Below are 15,311 nucleotides of genomic sequence, written 5' to 3'. Positions count from 1 at the left end.
CGCGCACAAGGACACAGGACCCCGATGACCGAGCAGCCACCCCCACCCGCCCCGGGCTTCGGCCCGCCCCCGCCGCAATACGCCCCCGCACAACCCCCCAATGCCCCTGCGCAAGCCCCTAACGCCCCCGCACAACCCCCCTACGCGCCCGCGCAGCCGCCGTACGCCCCGGCCCCGCCCCAGCCGGCGCCGGCCGGCCCCGAGTTCCTGGCCGTCGACAAACGCAACGCGGTCGTCGTCGACGTAACCGGCGTGGTCTTCGAGCTGGCGGACTTCACGATGGAGTTCCCCTGGCCCGAGATCCGCAGTGTCCACTACAAGGCGAGCCCCGACGGCAAGGCCCTGATGGTCGCCGTGGTCCATATGGACGGCCGGTTCTACGAGTGTGTGGTGGAGGCCAAGCCCCGGACGAGGCTGCAGGAGTGGTTCCCGCAGCTCGCCTGGGTGCTCGGCCACTACCGTCCGATGGGCTGAGGTCAGCGGCTGCTACGGCAGCCCGTGCACATGCGGCCCCACCGCGTTCGACCACGCGTTTCCGGCCGCGGCGTCCCAGTTCGTCGACCAGGTCATCGCGCCCCGCAGGTCGGGATAGGTCCTGGACGGCTTGAAGGAGCCGCAGTTCGTGCCCTTCGCCAGACAGTCCAGGGCGTTGTTCACGAGGGTGGGCGAGACATACCCGCTGCCCGCGCCGCTCGGCGAGGCCGGCAGTCCGAGACCCACCTGGGACGGGGCCAGGCCGCCCTCCAGCTGGATGCAGGCCAGGGCGGTCAGGAAGTCCACCGAGCCCTGGCTGTAGACCTTGCCGTCGCAGCCCAGCATCGAACCGCTGTTGTAGTACTGCATGTTGACGACCGTGAGGATGTCCTTGATGTTCAGGGCCGTCTGGAAGTAGGAGTTCGACGTCGACTGCATGTCGATGGTCTGCGGCGCCATCGTGATGACCAGCGACGAGCCGGCCTTCGAAGACAGGGAGCGCAGCGCCTGCGTCATGTACGTCGCGTTGAGGCCGTTCTCCAGGTCGATGTCGACGCCGTCGAAGCCGTACTCCTGCATCACCGCGTACACCGAGTTCGCGAAGTTCGCCGCCGACGAGGCGTCGTTCACCGCCACCGTCCCGCGCTCGCCGCCCACCGAGACGATGACCTTCTTCCCGGCGGCCTGCTTCGCCCTGATGTCCGCCTTGAACTGGTCGACGGTGTAGCCGCCCAGCCCGGCCGAGTCCAGGTTGAAGGTCACCGCGCCCGGCGTCGAGGTCGCGTCCGCGAAGGCGACGGCGATGATGTCGTACTGGGACTGGACGTCGGCGAGCTTCTGGACCGTGGCGCCGTTGTTGAAGTTCTGCCAGTAGCCGGTCACCGCGTGCTTGGGCAGCGCCGGACCCACCGGACCCGCCGTGGTCGTGCCCGTCACCGCCGCCGACTTCGGCGACTCACCGGCCGCGTTGGTCGCCGTGACCTGGAAGGAGTACGACGTGGAGGCCGCGAGCCCGGTCACGGTCGCCGAGGTGCCGGTCACCGCGGTGACCTTGGTGCCGCTCCGGTAGACGTTGTAGCCGGTGGCGCCCGAGACGGTGTTCCAGGCCAGGGAGACCGAGGATGAGGTGGTGCCCGACACCGCGAGGCCGCTCGGCGCCCCGGGGATCGTGGGGGTCGGGTCGGTGCCACCGCCGCCGTCGGGGCCGAAGACGGACACGTCGTCCGCGTAGTACGAGGCCTGCCCGTACCAGCCGTGCGTGTACACCGTCACCGAGGTCGTGGCGGCGCCGGTGGTGAAGGTGGTCGACAGCTGCTTCCAGGCCGCCGAGTCCGGCGTCCAGGTCGACACGTCCGTGGTGCCCGTGCCCGTCACGCCGAGGTAGCTGTAGCCGCCCTGCACCCAGGCGCTCAGCGTGTACGTCGAGTTGGGCTTGACGGCCACGGCCTGGGTACACCGGGCGTTGTCCTGCCCGGCCGGGGTGGCCTTCAGGGCCGTCGTGCCGCCGTGCACCGGGGAGGTGACGGTCGTGCCGCTGTTCGCGGAGCACGTCCAGTTGCTGAGGCCGGCCTCGAAGCCGGCGTTCTTGGCGTTGTTGACGTCCGCCGCGGACGCCTGGCCCGTGGGGAGGAAGGCGAGGGCGAGGGCCGCGGTGACCGCGCCCGCCCTGAATCTGCCGCGTATGGACATGACAATAGGCATGTCGAACAACTTGGTCCAGACCAATTCATGTGTCAAGAGATTCCGGTAGTGGAGAGTTCGTGTGCGTAACCTGCCCCGTTTTAGCGTGACTTGTGCGAGTGGAGTTGCTTCTCGGCTGGAGAGAAGCTGTTCTCCGGCCACAAAGCCGTGGATACAGTGCTCAAGTAGTCACGCAATGAAGTCACCGGGGAGCTGCGTGTGCCAACTGCCATTGCCGTGACCAGCGCCGACATGGCGCTGCCGGCGCAGGATGAGCGAACCGTGCCCGCCGTCGTGCTCGGGGACCTCGGTCAGGAGTCGCTGGACCTGTCGTTGGCGGACATGCAGACCCTGATCGATCAGCACGGCCATGTGGTCGTCGTCTGCTCACAGGCCGCCCCGCGCGCGGTGGTGCAGCGGCTGCGCACCGTACGATCCCTGCTGGAGAGCGACCGTATCGCCCTGTTCCGCCCCGAACTGCCCCCGCTCGGACTCGCCGTCCTCGCCCGCCAGTTGCGACAGCTGGCCTCCTGTGACCTCAGCCCCGGCGTCCTCGCCTCCGCCGGCCGGCTGCTCACCCACTACATCCACGCCGGGGCACTGCTCGGCTCCGTCACCAAGCTGGACCGCATCCCCGTCGACCTCAAGTCGCACGCCAAGTCCTGGGTGCCCGGCAGCCAGTTCGGTGTCCTCGCCCACCCCACCCCGTACCTGGCGAAGATGGGTCCGGGAGTCACCCTCCCCGGCCCGGAGTTCGGCACCTCATTGCTGGTCGCCAAGGGGCAGCTCCAGTCCGACTGGGTCACCGCCACCCTGGCCCCGTCCTGGCGGGCGCGGGGCCTGCGCGAGGCGGTGCTGCCCGCCGAGTCGGCGACCTGGTGGGGGACGTCCAAGCTGATCGAGTTCTGCGCCTATCTGCCCGACCTGCCGGTGCTTTACCAACTGGTCACCTCCGTACGGCAGAACTCCTGTCACTGGTGCGGCATCGACGTCATCGGCGACCGCTGCGTCTTCTGCTCCGCCACCCCGCCCGCCCACGAGCAACCGGCCCGCGCAGGCTGACCGGACCCCGGACCCCGGACCCCGGACCCCGGCCGCCGAGGCCGCCCGACCCCACCCGACCGCTCCCGACCGAGTCCCCCAATGAGGTTGTACGGTTCATGAACTCCCGTCAGCGCCGCGGCGTGATACTCCTGCTCCTGTCGGTGGTCTGCGCCCTCGGCGCCTTCGCCGGCGTCCTCTCCGTCATCAGCGACGTGAAGTCCAAGGTCGGTCCCGAGGTCACCGCCTACCAGCTCAGGCGGGACGTGGCCCCCTACACCCCGCTCAGCGCGGCCCAGTTCGAGAAGATCGAGATGCCCGAGCGGTGGCTGTCGAAGAACGCGGTCACGAACCTCCGTGAGATCCAGGGCAAGATCGCCGTCACGACCCTGCGCCAGGGCTCCCTGCTCCAGAGCGACATGATCGTCGACCAGCCCGCCCTCCAGCCGGACGAGCAGGAACTCGCCATCATGATCGACGCGGCCACCGGCGTGGCCGGCAAGATCACCCCGGGCTCCAAGGTCAACGTCTACGCCACCTTCGAGGGCCGGAGCGACAGCGCCCCCGACCAGTCAAAGCTGATCGTCGAGAACGCCAGGGTCATCGACGTGGGCAAGCTGACCTCGCTGGAGCCCGACGAGAACGACCGCGGCCGGCAGCCCACCGAGGCCGTCCCGATCACTTTCGCCCTGACCGCCGTCGACGCCCAGCGCATCACCTACGCCGAGTCGTTCGCCGACGAGGTTCGGCTCGCCCTGGTGGCACCCGGCGGCTCCTCCGACACCTCCGCGACGGACCGCACGTACGAACTCGCCAAGGACAAGTGAGAGGCCCCCATGCCCACGAGGATCCTCCCGGCGGTCGGCGACGCGGACGCGGTCCGGTCCCTCACGACGCTGCTCAGCCAGCTCCCCGACGCCGAGCCGGTGGCCCCGGTCACCGACTCCACCCAGCTGGTGGACACCCTCGCGCGCCTCGCCGCCGAGTCCGTCGACGAGCTGCCCGAGGTCGTCGTCGTCCACGAGCGCATCGGCCCCGTCCCGGCCCTGGAGCTCATCCGCGAGGTCGCCCTGCGCTTCCCGGCGGTCGGCGTCATCCTCGTGACGTCCGACGCCGGACCCGGCCTCTTCCAGGCCGCCATGGACTACGGGGCACGGGGCCTGGTCGCCCTGCCGCTGCACTACGAGGAGCTGGCCAGCCGGGTGCACGCGGTGGCCCAGTGGTCGGTGGGCGTACGGCGGCATCTGGGCGCCGGCGGGGAGGACGTGTTCAGCGGGGTCGGCGGCACCGTCGTGACGGTGAGCGGCGCCAAGGGCGGGGTCGGCACCACGCTCACCGCCATCCAACTGGCCCTCGCCGCCCAGGCGTCCGGCCGCAGCACTGCGCTGCTCGACATGGACCTCCAGACCGGGGACGTCGCCGCCTTCCTGGACATCCAGTTCCGCCGCTCGGTCGTCGACCTCGCCGCCATCAACGACATCTCGCCGCGGGTGCTCGCGGACGCGGTGTTCCGGCACGACACCGGGGTCGCCCTGCTCCTCGCCCCCGGCGACGGAGAGCGCGGCGAGGAGGTCACCGACCGCGCCGCCCGCCACATCGTCAGCGCCCTGCGCTCCCGCTACGAGGTCGTCGTCATCGACTGCAGCGGCCAGCTGACCGGCGCGAGCGCGGCGGCCGTCGAGATGGCCGACACGGCGCTCCTGGTCACCACCCCGGACGTGGTCGCCGTCCGGGGCGCCAAGCGCACCGTACGGATGTGGGACCGGCTGCAGATCCGCAAGGCGGAGGAGACCACGATCGTCGTCAACCGCTACTCGCGCGGTGCGGAGATCCAGCCCGCCCTGATCCAGAAGATCACCGGCACCGGAATCGCCGCCACCGCGATCCCCGCCAACTTCAAGGAACTCCAGGGCGCGGTCGACGCCGGCCGGGTGCACGAACTGGACGGCAAGAGCACGGTCAGGCAGGCCCTCTGGGCGCTCGCCGGGGAGTTGGGGCTGGTCAAGGGCACGGAGGGGGCACTGCACCGGCGCAACGGCAAGGCGCGGGGCGGGGAGCGGGCGGCGCTGACGTTCCGGCGGCGGAAGGAGTTGGGGCGGTGAGGGGGCGGCCGGGGCGAGGGGACAAGGGGCAGGTCACCGTCGAGTTCCTCGGCATGATGCCGCTGATCATCATCACGCTGGTGCTGCTGTGGCAGTTCGTGCTGGTGGGGTACACGTTCTCGCTGGCGGGGAATGCTGCGGACGAGGCGGCGCGGGCCGCCACCGCGTCCGAGGGGCAGGCGGCCTGCGAGGAGGCCGGGCTTCAGCATCTGCCCGGCGCGTGGGAGGGCGGCGCCAGTGTGGAGTGCGGTGTGAGCGGCGGCTATGTCACGGCCGATGTGTCCCTGGAGGTGCCCGTCCTCTTCCCCGGCGCGATCGGCTTCCCGTTCACCGTCGAGGGCCACGCGGGGGCCGTGCAGGAGGAGAAGGACTGAGATGTCGTACGACTCGAAAGTCCGGGACCGCGGCCAGGTCGCCATCGAGTACCTCGGGTTCCTCCCGATCCTGATCCTCGTCGCCATGGCGGGCGTACAGGTCGGGCTCATCGCCTACACCGCCCAGCAGGCCGGTACGGCGGCCAGGGCGGGGGCGCGGGCCGCCTCGCTGGAGGGGAGCGCGCAGGACGGCTGTGTGAACGCGATCAGCGACTGGCTTTCGGTCAGCTGTGTCCCCGCGGAGGGCGGTGACGAGGTCACCGTCACCGCCATCGTCGACATCCCGTCCATCGTCCCCGGCTGGGACTTCGGCGACGCCCAGAAGACCGCGACCATGCCGCTCGACCACTGAACGAGGATCGCCATGAGCCTGAGGTCACGCATCAACACCCCGGAGGAGAACGGCAGCCGGGGCGAGGACGGCCAGATGGTCTCCTCCTATCGGGCCAAGCTCCTGGAGGAGATCGACCTCGCGGAGATGAGCTCGCTGGCGGCGGCCGAGCGCCGGGCCCGCCTGGAGCGGGTGCTCGGGCACATCATCAGCCGTGAGGGCCCGGTGCTGTCGACGGTCGAGCGCTCGCAGCTGATCCGCCGGGTCGTCGATGAGGCCCTCGGCCTGGGCATCCTGGAACCGCTGCTGGAGGACGCGTCGATCACCGAGATCATGGTGAACGGTCCGGACGCGATCTTCGTCGAACGAGGCGGCCGGGTCGAGCAGTTGCCGCTCCGCTTCCCCTCCCACGACCAGCTGATGCAGACGATCGAGCGCATCGTCTCCACGGTGAACCGGCGGGTCGACGAGTCGAACCCGATGGTGGACGCCCGCCTGCCGTCCGGCGAGCGCGTGAACGTCATCATCCCGCCGCTGTCCCTCACCGGCGCCACCCTGACGATCCGCCGCTTCCCCCGCTCCTTCACCCTGCACGAGATGATCGGCCTCGGCTCGCTCGACGAGCCCATGGTGTATCTGCTGGCCGGGCTGGTGCAGGCCAAGTTCAACATCATCGTCTCGGGCGCGACGGGCACGGGAAAGACGACCCTGCTGAACGCCCTGTCCGGCCTCATCCCCGAGTCCGAGCGCATCATCACCATCGAGGACTCGGCCGAACTCCAGCTCCAGCAGGCCCATGTGATCCGCCTGGAGTCCCGCCCGCCGAACGTCGAGGGCAAGGGCCAGGTCACCATCCGCGACCTGGTCCGCAACTCCCTGCGGATGCGCCCCGACCGCATCGTGGTCGGCGAGGTCCGCGGCGGCGAGTCCCTGGACATGCTCCAGGCGATGTCGACCGGCCACGACGGCTCCCTCGCCACCGTGCACGCCAACAGCGCCGAGGACGCCCTGATGCGGCTGAAGACGCTGGCGTCCATGTCCGACGTCACGGTGCCCTTCGAGGCGCTGCACGACCAGATCAACAGCGCCGTGGACGTGCTCATCCAGCTGACCCGCTTCCCGGACGGCGCCCGCCGGATCACCGAGATCGCGATTTTGGACAGCCACGGGGCGGAGCCGTACCGCCTGGCGACGGTGGCCCGCTTCCACGCCCAGCCCATGACCCCGGACGGCCGCGTACACGGCGCGTTCCAGTACTTCCCCCTCCCGCGCCGCACCGCGGACCGCCTCTACTTGGCGAGCCAGCCGATCCCTCAGGCCTTCGGCGTCGCCCAGTCCCCGCTCGAGCTCGCCACCCGAGAAGCCAGGTAGGAACCCGTTGCCATGGAACCCCATACCGTCGTCCATACGGTCGCTATGGACCTGCAGACCCGCATCACCCTCACGACCGGCACAGCCCTGCTGACCTGCGCACTGGTCGTGCTGGGCGTCCAGGTGTACGCCGCCGGCCGGGCCCAGCGCCAGGCCCTGGTCGACCGCCTGACGTCCACCGGACAGATCACCGGGGCCGGGGGCCGACGCCGCCGCTTCGCCGATCTGGACCGCCGACTGCGCCGTACGAAACTGGGCAAACAGCTAGAACTGCGGCTCGCGGCAACGGGCCTGGACATCACGCCGGGCGAGTTCTTCGCCTACATGCTGGCGACGGTGGCGGGCCTGTGGCTGATCGGCCAGGCGGCCCTCGCGCCCTTCTTCGGCCCGATCGCGGGCCTCCTGGGCATCTGGGCCGCGGTCCAGTTCCTCAACTGGCAACGCCAGAAGCGCATCGAGAAGTTCATCAACCAACTCCCCGAACTGGCCCGCATCCTGGCCAACGCCGCCCACGCGGGCCTCGCCATGCGCACCGCCATCGGCCTCGCCGCGGAGGAGCTGGAGGCCCCGGCGGGCGAGGAGCTGGCCAAGGTCTCCAACCAGCTGGCCCTGGGCGCCTCGATGGACGACGCCCTCAGCGAGCTCGCCGAGCGCCTCCCGTCCCGCGAACTGGTCGTCCTGGTCACCACGCTGGTCCTGTCGAACCGGGCGGGCGGCCAGGTGGTGAGCGCACTGCGCAACCTCACCGAGACGCTGGAGGAGCGCAAGGAGACCCGGCGCGAGGTCCGTACCCAGCTCTCCCAGGTGAGCATGACGTCGTACGCCGTCCCGGTGCTGGGCGTGGGATCGCTGTTCCTGATGAACGGCGTGAAGGACGGCGCCCTGGACCGTATGACCGGTTCCCCGGTCGGCCAGGCGGCGGTGCTGATCGCGTTCGGGCTGTACGCGGTCGGCTTCATCCTGATCCGCCGCCTGTCGCGGATCGACGTCTGAGGCGCGGAAGCGGGAAGGGAGGAAGACGACGATGACGACGACCGCAATCGGACAACTCGGCCTGGTCCTGGCCCTGCTGATGGGCCTGAGCGTGTGGGGCATCTTCGCCGGTATCCGCATGTACCGGGCGGACACCAAGCTGCCGAGCGACCTGGCACTGGCCCTGGAGGTCGGCGCGACCCGCACCGGCGCCGTGGACTCGCTCATCGACCGCATGGGCATGCGTTACGCCCCCGCGGTACTGCGCCTGATGGGCCCGAAGCTGGTCGCCAGGTACCGCCGCAAGATCGACCTCGCGGGCAACCCCGGCGGCCTGACCATCGACCGCTATGCGGCACGGCGGGCGGTGTACGGCTTCCTGGGCGCGGTCGGCTTCCTGGTGTTCCTGCTCCGGGGCCAGGTGCTGGTCGCCTTGCTGCTGCTGGCCTTCGGCGCCTTCTGGACGGAGGTCGGCATCTGGTCGGCGATCCGTATCAGAAAGGACGAGATCGAACGCACCCTGCCCGACTTCCTCGACGTCCTCGCGGTCGTGGTGAGCGCGGGCCTGGGCTTCCGCCAGGCCCTTGACCGGGTCGCCTCGAAGTACGAGGGCCCCTGGGCCGACGAACTCCGCATCACCCTGCGCCAGATGGACCTCGGCATGAGCCGCCGCCAGGCCTTCGCGGAACTCCGCCGCCGGAACGACTCCGAGCAGGTGGCGATGTTCGTGACGGCGCTCCAGCAGGGGGAGGAGCTGGGCGCGCCGATCGTCGACACACTGGTGGCGCTGGCCAAGGACATGCGCAGGACCGACGCCCAGAACGCCCGTCGGAAGGCGGCCAGGGCGGTACCCAAGGCCACGATGATGATCACGACGTTCATGGTTCCGGCGACGATGATCCTGCTGGGTGCGGGGCTGCTGCTGGGGTCGGGGACGGACTTCGGGTCGTTGACGGGGGAGTAGTCGTTGACGGGGAAGTACGGGAAGTGCGGGAAGTACGGGGCGTAGGGGAATTGAGGGAGGGGAGGGCGGTATGGCAGGGATGCCGGTACGGATGGAAACAACGGCGCAGATGAACGCCGGGCTGCCGAGGGTGGCGTTCGGCCTCGCACCGCTGCTGCGACCCCGTCGGACGTCCCGGGCGGTGACCGTGGAGCAGCCGGAGCGCTCGTCGACGATCGCCCTCCAGATAAACGCCCTCCAGGCGCTGTGCCGCCAGGTCTTCGGCTTCCGGCTCGCCATGATCGCGCTCGCCGCACCAGGAGCCCTGCTCAACGCGGCGCCGGGCCTGGGCGCCCGCCTGGTAGGAGCCGCGGTGGTGGTCACGTTCATGGGCTCCTACGTCCTGTTCCGCGACTGGGAGCGCTTCGGCCCCCTCCTCCTGCGCCACCCCACCCTCCTCGCGGCGGACACCCTCTTCACCTCCCTCCTCCTCGTCTCCGCGGGCCCGGACACCACGCTGGCCTACGTCAGCGTCTGCACCCCGCTGCTCGCCGGCATCGTCTACGGCTACCGAGGCGCGGCGGTGTTCGCCAGCGCGCAGTCCCTGATCCTGCTCCTGGCCTACGCGATCGACAGGGAGGCGCAGGCGGGCAGCGGCCTGGCGGAGAAACTCCTCCGCCCGGGCCTCTGCGTCATCACGGGTGCCCTCGGCTCGTCCCTGCGCAACCTCATGCTCCGCTTCGGCACGGCCACCCAGGCCCTGACGGAGGTCCAGGCCCGCCTGGCGGTCACGGAGGCGGTGAGCGCGGAACGGGCCCGGCTGGCCCGCGAGATGCACGACTCGGTGGCGAAGACGCTGCACGGCGTGGCGCTGGCGGCGGACGGGCTGGCGGTTTCGGCGGCGTCTTCCGCCAACCCCTCCCGGATCAGGCAGCAGGCGGAACTGGTCTCCCGCGCCGCCCGCCGGGCGGCCGCCGAGTCCCGGGAGCTTCTGGCGGACCTGCGCCGCGAGTCCGACCCGGACCACGCGACGGACATCGCGCCGGAACTGGCGGCCCGCACCGAGGACTTCACGACCCGCACCGGAATGCGCGCCACGTACGAGGCCATGGGCGAGACCCCGTTGCCTCCGGTCCCGCCGGCCGTGGCCCGCCACCTCCTCACCATCACCGAGGAGGCCATGGAGAACGCCCACCGCCACGCGCACGCGACCCGGGTCGACGTACGCGCGGGCGTGGAGGCGCAAGCGCTCCGCCTGACCGTCCGGGACGACGGCCGGGGCCTCCCCGCCGGCACAACGGTCGAACACCTCCGCCGGACGGGCCACTTCGGCCTGCTGGGCATGACCGAACGGGCCGCCTCGATAGGAGCCCGCATCCACATCGGCCAGGGCAGACACGCACGCGGCACGGAGATCAGCCTGGAACTCCCGTTGGCGGCCCTGGCGGGGACGGGGACGGGGACAGGGACGGGAACAGGGACGGGAACGGGGACGGGGACAAGGACGACAGAGGCGGCGACCCCATGACCGAGCGGAAGCCACCCCCTGCCACCACGCCTCTCCGACTCGTCGTGGCCGACGACAACCCGGTGGTCCGAGCAGGCCTTACGGCCCTCCTCTCCACCCACGCGGACATAACGGTCGTGGCCGAGGCGACGAACGGCCATGAGGCCCAGGAGGCGGCCCGCCGCCACCGCCCCGACGCGATCCTCCTGGACGTCCGCATGCCGGGCATGGACGGCATCACGGCACTGCCCCACCTCGTCCGCATCGCCCCGGTGCTGATGCTGACGTACAGCGGGGAGTCGGAGACGGTCCGGGAGGCCCTGCGCCGAGGGGCAGTCGGCTATCTGGTCCACGGTGAGTTCACGACGGACGAACTGGTGGAGGCCGTACGGGACATCAGGTCGGGTGGGCCGCCTCGTCTCAGCGCTACGGCAGCGGCAGCGCCGTCGCTCGCGGAAGCAAACCCTCAACTATCAACCACTACAAGCAATTCCCCGGAACGCCTTTCGCAAGTGCAACCAGATGTGGGACAGTCATCGGTGTACCGTTCGCGGTTCCAGCTGAGCAGGAGGGAGGCGGAGATCATGGACCTCATCGCATCGGGCATGAACAACCAGCAGATCGCCGCCGCCTGCTTCATCAGCGAGAAGACGGTCAAGAACCACATCAACCGCATCTTCGCCAAACTCCACAGCACCAGCCGAGCGGAGGCCGCCGCCAAGTGGCTGGGCACGGCCCCGGGTTCACACCCAGGACGGAGCTGATCGGGGATGGCGCAGCGATGGTTTTCGGACGGGGCCCGGAATTGGGCCCTGGGACCCTCTGGTGTTCCGGGTAATCGCGCTTACTTTTCTCATGAGCATTACGAGCGAAGTGCTCAGCGATCGCCGGACACCAGAGGGGAACACCATGAGCAAGTGGATCTACACCGCCGTCGCACACCTCCGCTCACGCGCGGGGCGCGACGACAGGGGGCAGACGGCGGTGGAGTACCTGGGGATCATTGCGGTGGTGGTGGCCATTGTGTTGGCGATCACGGGGACGGACATCGGGCAGACGATCTACGACGCGATTGTGGAGAAGATCGACGAGCTCACCGGATGAGCAGGCGCCGCAGGTTCGGCGACGCAGGGCAGGCCTTTCCCATCTACATCACGGTGGTGGGGGGCCTGCTCTTTCTCGCGTTCGCCTATCTTGCGGTCGGCCAGGCCGCTGCAAATCGGAACGGCGCCCAGACGGCAGCGGACGCGGCAGCGCTCGCGGCGGCTCTGGACACTCGGGACAAGCTCACGGACGAGTGGGTGGAGAACGTACTCGACCCGACGAAGTGGCAGGACATCTTCGACGGCGAGGGTGTGGTGTTCGACGGCTGCGGGCGCGCGCAACAACTGGCGGCGCAGAACGACGCCACGGCGGCCTGCGAGTCGATGCTCGGACTGCCGCCTGGCTACGTGGTCGATGTCGAGACCACGAAACCTGTCGGTGATTCCATCGTGCCCGGCACGGAGGACATGCACTCGACTGCGACCGCCACCGCCGTGATCGAGCCGCTCTGCGAGTTCGAGCTCCCGGGGGAGGATGCCGGGGAGGGTGTACTGCCGGAGCTCACCTGCAAGGACAGGAAATGGACCCTGGACCCGGAGGATCTCGGCGATCTCCCGGGGCCCGAGGACCTCTTCCATGTCCATCTGGCCGACTGACAAGCGATCGACGAGTGACGAGGGAAGCAGAGGCATGAGCATTCGGTTCACCACGAAGGCCCAGAGGGGGATGGTCGCGCTGACCGTTGCGGCTGGACTGGCCCTCGGCGTGGCCGGCTGCGGTAGTGGAGGCGACGACGACAAGAAGCCGGAGGCATCGGCTCCCGTTTCTACGGACGGTGGGTCCAACCCCAGTGCTCAGGAAGGGAAAGACCAGCCGCTGGCCGAACTCAAGGGCGAGGACGGACTGATCCTCAAGATCATCTCTGCTCAGCGCGATTCCGGGGGCTTCGTCACTGTGAGCGGTGAGCTGAAGAATGACGGAGACGAGGCGGCTCGCTTGTCCGCGCGTACGTCGGGCGACGAGACCGAGATCATCAGGCACGGGACATCGCTGGGCGGAGCCACGCTCGTCGACTCGGCGAGCAAGAAGCGCTACTACGTGCTGCGCGACACGGACGGCCGACCCCTCACGACGACGGGCATGCCGCGGATCAAGCCCGGCGACTCGATCCCGGTCTTCATGCAGTTCCCCTCCCCGCCTTCGAACACGGCCGACGTCAGCTTCCAGCTCCCCACCTTCGCCGCAGCCACCATCCAGATCTCCGGGTGAGGCCAACCATGACCCGCACCCCCCGCCTCCCCCTCACCCTCACCGCGGCCACCCTCATGGTCGCCGCCAACATCCTCGGCGCCACCACCGCCGACGCGGCCGACGACCCCAGCGTCCCGCCCGGCACCGAGGCGACGGCCGCCGCCCCCGTCGAAGTCGACGCGAACGACCCCGACCTCAAGCTTCCGGAGGGCGCGACGCTCGCCGAGGCCAAGGTGTTGGACATCAAGCAGGTGGTGGAGGACCAGGCCGGCGAGGAGCGCCGGGAGGACACCAACACGGACGTGAAGTTCGCGCTCCAGGCCGAGGTCCTGTTCCCCAAGGACAGCGCGAAGCTGACCGGTGAGGCGAAGGCCCGTATCTCGTCGATCGCCGAGGAGATCAAGACCCAGAACGCCACCCGGATCCGCGTCTTCGGCTTCACCGACAACCTGGGCTCCTCCGCACACGGCGACGTCCTGTCCCGGAAGCGCGCGAACGCCGTACAGGGCGTTCTGGAGTCGGAGCTGAACGACTCGACGATCACGTACGAGGTGCGGGGCTACGGCGAGCAGTACCCGATCTCCTCCAACGAGACGGAGTCGGGCCGTAAGAAGAACCGCAGGGTGGAGGTCTCCTTCCCGCGCACGGAGAGCTGACGGCTCAGGACAGGTCGATGTCCAGAGCCGTCGTCCCGCCGGAGGGGACCTGCACGTTCGAGGAGCTTCCTTCGAGCCCGTCGTATCTGTCCGGTACGGCGGGATCCCGTTCGTTGTCGCACACGACCGTGAAGTCGTAGGTGCCCGGGGGCAGAGGCCAGCTGTAGGAGCCGTCCTCCTTGGAGACGACGCTCTTCTCCGGTACGCCCACATCGCCCTCGACGAGCTTGGGAACGACGGGGCACCCGGGTACCCCCGTGCCGTCGGCGGCCCGCACCTTGCCGGAGACGGTGCCGTGCGCGCCGCCCCCGTCCTGGCCGTCGCCGCTCGACGTGCCGCATGCGGTGAGCGCCGCGAGGACGACGCCGGTCAGCAGTGCTTGGCGGATGCCGCTCATGTGTCTCCGCGTCAGGTGATGCCTTGGATGATGTCGAACAGGCTTTCCGTGATGCGTTTGGCCTGGTTGTAGGCGATCGATCCACCGGCCCCGCGCACGTGGATGCCGACAGCGTAGAGGTTGGCGTCGTAGGCGGGGGAGCCGCTCTGACCGGCCCCGGTGTCGATCGTGTACCCCAGGATGTTCGTGTACGAGTACTGGATCGACCCGCTGTGCGTCCACAAGGTGGCATACGCCTTGTCGTCCGGATAGCCGCGGACCGTCACCGAGGTGCCGTTGAGCGAGGCGCCCTGCCAGCGGTAGCCGAGCCATCCGACGGTGTTGCCGATGCTGCAGTTGAGCTTGATGACGCCCCAGTCGTGGGAGCCGTCCTCGTCGTTGATCCAGGCGTTGTCCGTCCATACCTGGGTCCAGCCGCAGCTGCCGTAGGGATTGCTGGAGCCGTTCTTGCCCGGGTAGGCGCGGAAGTCGCTGAAGAAGTCGGCCGTGCTGCCGGTGCCGCCGGGGTGCACGCAGTGGCCCGCCGTCACGACGGTGTCCTTGGAGACCAGGAATCCCGTGCACCTGGCGTCACTTGAGGTCAGGTAGACGATCGCCCGGCTCGGGTGGGACGTCGTCGCCGTGATGCGAGTGCGGTTGTCGGTTCCGATGACCGAGTCGATGGACACGTCGCCGCCCGATGTGTCCTCGGGCGTGGGCTCGAAGGAGACGTTGGGGCCGGCGCCCGTCATGTCGCCGGATCCCGTGTAGGGCTCGATCGTCTCCTCGGTGGCGGCCAACGCACCGCCGGGTGCCTCCAGTTCCTCGCCGGACGCGGTGAGACCCACGGCGAGGTCGGTTGCCGCGTCTGCTTCACCTGTGCTTGCGGCGACCGCCTGGGACGGTACGGCCAGGAGACCGCCGAGGAGTATCGCCGCGCTCACGGCAAGCAGGCGGGGTCTTCGTGAGCGACGGAGCCGTGAAGAGTGTGTCAACTGTCCACTCCCTGGAGTCATTTGGACGTGAGTCGTCGGACGTGCGAGGGGGACCTGTGCGACCGAAGTGCCCGAAGTGAGCACCGGTGCGGGCACGTTAACAACGCGGAGAGAGGGCACAGAAGAGCGCAAGAACGCGCTTGCTCGATCAAAGGAGGCGGGATTCAGTCAGACATGCCTCGAATGTCATGTTC

General features: G+C 69.5%; 18 protein-coding genes. 15 read left to right on the top strand and 3 right to left on the bottom strand.

Annotated elements, in window-relative coordinates; genetic code table 11:
• Positions 1–24 precede the first annotated feature (24 nt).
• Positions 25–474, top strand: a complete 450-nt coding sequence (locus BLU79_RS08080) for a hypothetical protein (protein ID WP_093904976.1) — start codon at positions 25–27, stop codon at positions 472–474.
• Positions 475–486: 12 nt separating this feature from the next.
• Here BLU79_RS08080 and BLU79_RS08075 read toward each other — a convergent pair whose 3' ends face one another.
• Positions 487–2,175, bottom strand: coding sequence for a chitinase (locus tag BLU79_RS08075; protein WP_093905471.1), 1,689 nt, complete (start codon positions 2,173–2,175; stop codon positions 487–489).
• Between the two features lie 231 nt (positions 2,176–2,406).
• Between BLU79_RS08075 and BLU79_RS08070 the strand changes: the two genes are divergently transcribed.
• From BLU79_RS08070 to BLU79_RS08005, 14 genes are all read left to right on the top strand, one after another.
• Entirely contained in the window at positions 2,407–3,216 is an 810-nt protein-coding gene (locus tag BLU79_RS08070; protein WP_256333250.1) for a hypothetical protein, read from the top strand.
• A gap of 98 nt (positions 3,217–3,314) precedes the next feature.
• Positions 3,315–4,022, top strand: coding sequence for a Flp pilus assembly protein CpaB (gene cpaB, locus BLU79_RS08065; protein WP_093904974.1), 708 nt, complete (start codon positions 3,315–3,317; stop codon positions 4,020–4,022).
• Positions 4,023–4,031: 9 nt separating this feature from the next.
• The gene (locus BLU79_RS08060) at positions 4,032–5,297 is read left to right on the top strand and encodes a CpaE/TadZ family protein (RefSeq protein WP_093904973.1); all 1,266 of its coding nucleotides are present in this window, start codon (positions 4,032–4,034) and stop codon (positions 5,295–5,297) included.
• A gap of 53 nt (positions 5,298–5,350) precedes the next feature.
• A complete protein-coding gene (locus tag BLU79_RS08055) occupies positions 5,351–5,671 on the top strand; it encodes a pilus assembly protein (RefSeq protein ID WP_256333249.1) in 321 nt (106 codons plus the stop codon).
• Position 5,672: 1 nt separating this feature from the next.
• On the top strand, positions 5,673–6,023 hold the full coding sequence (locus BLU79_RS08050; protein WP_093904971.1) for a TadE/TadG family type IV pilus assembly protein: 351 nt from the start codon (positions 5,673–5,675) through the stop codon (positions 6,021–6,023).
• 12 nt (positions 6,024–6,035) lie between these two features.
• Positions 6,036–7,373: a TadA family conjugal transfer-associated ATPase gene (locus BLU79_RS08045; RefSeq protein WP_093904970.1), complete on the top strand. Its 1,338-nt coding sequence runs from the start codon at positions 6,036–6,038 to the stop codon at positions 7,371–7,373.
• 45 nt (positions 7,374–7,418) lie between these two features.
• Entirely contained in the window at positions 7,419–8,366 is a 948-nt protein-coding gene (locus BLU79_RS08040) for a type II secretion system F family protein (protein WP_093904969.1), read from the top strand.
• A 31-nt stretch (positions 8,367–8,397) separates the two neighbouring features.
• Entirely contained in the window at positions 8,398–9,309 is a 912-nt protein-coding gene (locus tag BLU79_RS08035; RefSeq protein ID WP_093904968.1) for a DUF5936 domain-containing protein, read from the top strand.
• A gap of 79 nt (positions 9,310–9,388) precedes the next feature.
• Positions 9,389–10,816: a sensor histidine kinase gene (locus BLU79_RS08030; RefSeq protein WP_371131842.1), complete on the top strand. Its 1,428-nt coding sequence runs from the start codon at positions 9,389–9,391 to the stop codon at positions 10,814–10,816.
• On the top strand, positions 10,813–11,559 hold the full coding sequence (locus tag BLU79_RS08025; RefSeq protein WP_093904966.1) for a response regulator transcription factor: 747 nt from the start codon (positions 10,813–10,815) through the stop codon (positions 11,557–11,559). Before BLU79_RS08030 ends, BLU79_RS08025 begins: the two co-directional genes overlap by 4 nt.
• Positions 11,560–11,704: 145 nt before the next feature.
• Entirely contained in the window at positions 11,705–11,899 is a 195-nt protein-coding gene (locus tag BLU79_RS08020; RefSeq protein WP_093905470.1) for a Flp family type IVb pilin, read from the top strand.
• Complete coding sequence (locus BLU79_RS08015) at positions 11,896–12,495, top strand: pilus assembly protein TadG-related protein (RefSeq protein ID WP_093904965.1); 600 nt, start codon at positions 11,896–11,898, stop codon at positions 12,493–12,495. The genes BLU79_RS08020 and BLU79_RS08015 overlap by 4 nt, the downstream gene beginning before the upstream one ends.
• A gap of 34 nt (positions 12,496–12,529) precedes the next feature.
• Positions 12,530–13,108 (top strand): hypothetical protein, encoded by a 579-nt coding sequence (locus BLU79_RS08010; RefSeq protein WP_093904964.1) that lies wholly within the window; start codon positions 12,530–12,532, stop codon positions 13,106–13,108.
• Positions 13,109–13,116: 8 nt separating this feature from the next.
• On the top strand, positions 13,117–13,746 hold the full coding sequence (locus BLU79_RS08005) for an OmpA family protein (RefSeq protein ID WP_093904963.1): 630 nt from the start codon (positions 13,117–13,119) through the stop codon (positions 13,744–13,746).
• A gap of 4 nt (positions 13,747–13,750) precedes the next feature.
• Here the strand turns inward: BLU79_RS08005 and BLU79_RS08000 are convergent, their stop codons facing one another.
• Both BLU79_RS08000 and BLU79_RS07995 read right to left on the bottom strand, forming a co-directional pair.
• Positions 13,751–14,143 (bottom strand): carboxypeptidase-like regulatory domain-containing protein, encoded by a 393-nt coding sequence (locus tag BLU79_RS08000; RefSeq protein ID WP_093904962.1) that lies wholly within the window; start codon positions 14,141–14,143, stop codon positions 13,751–13,753.
• A gap of 11 nt (positions 14,144–14,154) precedes the next feature.
• A complete protein-coding gene (locus tag BLU79_RS07995; RefSeq protein ID WP_177000932.1) occupies positions 14,155–15,066 on the bottom strand; it encodes a trypsin-like serine peptidase in 912 nt (303 codons plus the stop codon).
• Positions 15,067–15,311 lie beyond the last annotated feature (245 nt).

It is taken from the genome of Streptomyces sp. cf386 (genome assembly GCF_900103585.1).
GTDB lineage: Bacteria > Actinomycetota > Actinomycetes > Streptomycetales > Streptomycetaceae > Streptomyces.
Note: the sequence above shows the minus strand (reverse complement) of the source record. Positions and strands in the feature narration are given on the sequence as shown.

Bases quoted from the DNA above. Each gene is read 5' to 3' on its own strand.
- BLU79_RS08045 (WP_093904970.1), top strand. From the start codon at position 6,036: ATGAGCCTGAGGTCACGCATCAACACCCCGGAGGAGAACGGCAGCCGG.
- BLU79_RS08050 (WP_093904971.1), top strand. From the start codon at position 5,673: ATGTCGTACGACTCGAAAGTCCGGGACCGCGGCCAGGTCGCCATCGAG.
- BLU79_RS08040 (WP_093904969.1), top strand. From the start codon at position 7,419: ATGGACCTGCAGACCCGCATCACCCTCACGACCGGCACAGCCCTGCTG.
- BLU79_RS08070 (WP_256333250.1), top strand. From the start codon at position 2,407: ATGGCGCTGCCGGCGCAGGATGAGCGAACCGTGCCCGCCGTCGTGCTC.
- BLU79_RS08025 (WP_093904966.1), top strand. From the start codon at position 10,813: ATGACCGAGCGGAAGCCACCCCCTGCCACCACGCCTCTCCGACTCGTC.
- BLU79_RS08075 (WP_093905471.1), bottom strand. From the start codon at position 2,175: ATGCCTATTGTCATGTCCATACGCGGCAGATTCAGGGCGGGCGCGGTC.
- BLU79_RS08030 (WP_371131842.1), top strand. From the start codon at position 9,389: ATGCCGGTACGGATGGAAACAACGGCGCAGATGAACGCCGGGCTGCCG.
- BLU79_RS08055 (WP_256333249.1), top strand. From the start codon at position 5,351: ATGATGCCGCTGATCATCATCACGCTGGTGCTGCTGTGGCAGTTCGTG.
- BLU79_RS08080 (WP_093904976.1), top strand. From the start codon at position 25: ATGACCGAGCAGCCACCCCCACCCGCCCCGGGCTTCGGCCCGCCCCCG.
- BLU79_RS08015 (WP_093904965.1), top strand. From the start codon at position 11,896: ATGAGCAGGCGCCGCAGGTTCGGCGACGCAGGGCAGGCCTTTCCCATC.
- BLU79_RS08060 (WP_093904973.1), top strand. From the start codon at position 4,032: ATGCCCACGAGGATCCTCCCGGCGGTCGGCGACGCGGACGCGGTCCGG.
- BLU79_RS08010 (WP_093904964.1), top strand. From the start codon at position 12,530: ATGAGCATTCGGTTCACCACGAAGGCCCAGAGGGGGATGGTCGCGCTG.
- cpaB (WP_093904974.1), top strand. From the start codon at position 3,315: ATGAACTCCCGTCAGCGCCGCGGCGTGATACTCCTGCTCCTGTCGGTG.
- BLU79_RS08020 (WP_093905470.1), top strand. From the start codon at position 11,705: ATGAGCAAGTGGATCTACACCGCCGTCGCACACCTCCGCTCACGCGCG.
- BLU79_RS08035 (WP_093904968.1), top strand. From the start codon at position 8,398: ATGACGACGACCGCAATCGGACAACTCGGCCTGGTCCTGGCCCTGCTG.
- BLU79_RS08005 (WP_093904963.1), top strand. From the start codon at position 13,117: ATGACCCGCACCCCCCGCCTCCCCCTCACCCTCACCGCGGCCACCCTC.
- BLU79_RS08000 (WP_093904962.1), bottom strand. From the start codon at position 14,143: ATGAGCGGCATCCGCCAAGCACTGCTGACCGGCGTCGTCCTCGCGGCG.